Origin of the sequence: Flavobacterium cheonanense, assembly GCF_039539185.1 — a bacterium.
Taxonomy (GTDB): Bacteria; Bacteroidota; Bacteroidia; order Flavobacteriales; family Flavobacteriaceae; genus Flavobacterium; species Flavobacterium cheonanense.
Genome location: NZ_BAABCT010000022.1, coordinates 1 through 3,428 on the forward strand (window position 1 = coordinate 1; position 3,428 = coordinate 3,428).

At 37.2% G+C, this 3,428-nt stretch carries 1 protein-coding gene; it reads right to left on the reverse strand.

The features are described from left to right. The coding region (locus ABD766_RS14895) for a T9SS type B sorting domain-containing protein (RefSeq protein ID WP_344817428.1) at positions 1-3,428 on the reverse strand (3,428 nt) is incomplete at both ends.

Sequence of the window (3,428 nt, forward strand, 5' to 3'; positions counted from 1 at the left end):
ACTGTAAACCAGTAATCCGTTGATGGCATTAGGTTTCCGTTGTAGGTTCCATCCCATCCTTTGCTTGCTGGACTGATTTGTTTGATCAATTTTCCTTGGCGGTCAAATATATAAATTTTTGCGTTTATTTCTTTATCCAAACCAACAATATTCCAAGTATCGTTAATTCCGTCACCATTTGGTGTAAAATAGTGAGGATAATCGATGATTTGTACACCTGTTAATTGGAATGGATCACAGCTGCTTGCTACACCACCTTTGTCATCCCATACGGTTATGGTGTGAACTCCAAGTGGTACATTTTCAAACACATTGCTGGTTTGTCTCGGACCTCCATCAAGGCTGTATAAGTAACTTCCATATCCTGTTACAGTTACTGTAATGGTTTGCATATCAGAAAAAGCGTTGCTTACTTCATAGCCTACACCAACAGCCACAGCTTGCCCTGATTGTAATACAGTAAATGATGGCGATTCATCACTACATCCTTGCACAGATGTACTTGTCATAACTACCGTAAAATCACTACTTATCGTATCTGGAAGAGGATCAACTACTTCATAAGTCTGGCTGGTAGCTCCAGGTATTGCAACACCTGCCTGGTCATACCATTGGTAAGTGTAAGTTAATGGTGTGGTTCCAGGTAAGTATGCTGTTGTATTTTCTGCTCTTAAAACTAATGATCTAACTACTTGTTGGGTATTATAATCCACACAAATCACATCTGTAGGCGCTGTGATAACCGGTGTTGGTGGTTGTTCAACATAAATATTAAACGATCCTATTTCCTCACAACCTGTTACTTTATTTTTAACACTAATCCAAAGCGTATGTGTGTAAGCTTGATAGTTTACTAAATCGGTAATAGGAGCTGGTGTTAAAGCAGGAGTTGCCTCTGGGTTGTACTCTGTATCGTAGAAAAACACATCATAATCTGCTGTAGTTTGTGTAGCTCCTAAAATAGCTGGGATTAATAATGTCAAATCATAAGTTGAATATCCATCATTAACACCACTAGCATCACATGTAGAATAAGGTGATGGTGCATTAAGCTCTGGTTTTGGATTAACAAAAATAGTTAATGCCTCAACTGGTCCTGGACATCCTGTAGCGATATTAGTAGCTCTTACATAAATCGTTTGTGGATTACTTGTATTGGTATAATTTGATGAAATTGCATTGTTTGCTGCTGAATCAAAATAGAAATTCAAGGTGTAACCCGATAATGGTAATGGATTTCCAGCTAGAAGTGCTGAAGCATATGAATTTAAATTAAACAAAGTAAATCCATCGGTATCGTCATCACATTCTTGAAAACTTAACCCCGAAACAATAATTGGAACTGGATTGACTATTACTGGTTGCTCTACAAGAACATAACAATTTTGTCCATTGGTTCCTGTAAAGACACTACTCTCTACTCTAATCCATACATTACCACTTACACTAGCTGCAGTTGGATTTGTTATTTCATTAGTTGGTGGTATTGCAATAGCATCAGTATAACTCGGATAATAATGTAATGTTACATTTGGATCACCATTAGCAATGTAAGTAGCGTTAGTAGTTAAATCAAATATCTCGCTTCCATCGTTTGGACCATTACTATCACAAGCTTCAAGTTCTAAACCAGTCATGTTGGTATTTGGTGTAGGAACTGGTAATACTTGAACTGTAAGGGTTCTATAACTCTTACATCCTGTAGTGTTATTGGTAACTACAATAAACACAGTTTGTGAACCTGGAGTTGTATTTATAAATGCCGACGGATTTGAAATTAATTGCGTATGAGTTGCATTTAAATAAAACGCAATGGTATGACCTGAAGGTACCGATGGCGAGATAAAGCCAAGCATATCAAAGGTAGTTTGATTGTTGTTTGGTGTGCTATCGTTATCACAAACACTCAATAGTGTTGGTGTAGTAAGTACAATTGGTGTATTTACTTGTAATTGGAACGAACCTACTTGGAAACATCCTGTATTGTTGTTTTGTACTCTTACCCAAATAGTAGTAGTACCACAAGCCGTATAATTAGTGGTATTAAAAATTGGTAAAGTACCATTTGGTGTACTCGATGCATTTGCTTGAGTAGTATAATAGGTCACCGTATAATTAGACGGTGCTAAGGCCTGTGCTGCTAAAACAATTGGTGTTTGTGTCGTTAAATTAAACGTAGTACATCCATCTTGGGTGTTACTATCTGCATCACAATTTGCAATGATAGGCAATGTCGTTGGCATCACTGGTGCTGGATCAACATTAAGCTCTATTTGAATCACTGTAAAACATCCTGTATTTGGATCTTCTGCTCTTACATATAAGAACTGAACAAAAGCTTGATTGTTGGTAAATAGAGACGTTAAACTAATTGGATTTGCAGGTGTACTAGCATCTATTTGAGTTAAATGGTAACTGATATCATACACTCCTGGTGCTCCCAAAAGTATTCCTGAAGTTAACGTATTTAAATCAAATTGTGAAATACCATCTGTATCATCATCACAAACCGTATAAGGTGTTGTTGGTGCAATAGGTTGTGGTTTTGGATTCACCACCAAATCCATTGTAGATATTGAGTAACAATTTGTAGCAGTATTTGTAATACGAATTCCTAATGTTTGTGCATAAGGAATTGCATTGGCATAAGCGCCTGTGTTAACAATAGCTCCTGTACCTGCTTGGGCTTGGCTCAATGAAGGATAGAAGGTTACTTGCATACCGGTTTGACCAAGTAAAATAGCCGTTAATTGTGAGTTTAAATTGAAAGTCTCAACTCCTAATGGTGCTACTGTCTCACACAACTCATATTGTGGATAGAAGGCTGAAATTATTGGCAGTGGGTTTACTACTAAATTAACCGTAGTAATATCAAAACATCCTGTTGTGTTGTTTTGAAGTCGTATCCATAATGTAGTAGATGACGATGTATACCCTTGGGCTGCAACTGCCGAAATAGCATTGGTTGGCACTTGAGCATCTGCAAGTGAGGTGTAATACGTAACCGTATGACTCGCCGATGGTAAAGTTCCTAATACTTGTGGAGTTACAACTCCTGTTAGATTAAATACTGCCTCAGTAATTGTTAAACTCGGATTACTATCACATAAATTATAATTGTTAACCGAACCAGCAACTGGTTTTGGAGTAACAATTAATTGGAAACTTGTAAACGAAGAACATGCCGGTGCTAATGGATCAAAAACACGCACATGAATCGTTTGTGGATTGGTAATATTACAATATGGCGTTGTTGTACTTATCGGATTAGAGCCTGTTTGTGCATCAGTTGGTGTTAAATGATAACTAATCTGAATACCCGATTGTGTCGATATTTGTGAATTCTTTGTCGTTAAATCAAATAAACAACTCTCACCATCATTGTTCTCATCACAAACTACATAGTTGCTTGGTGTGGTGATGATTGG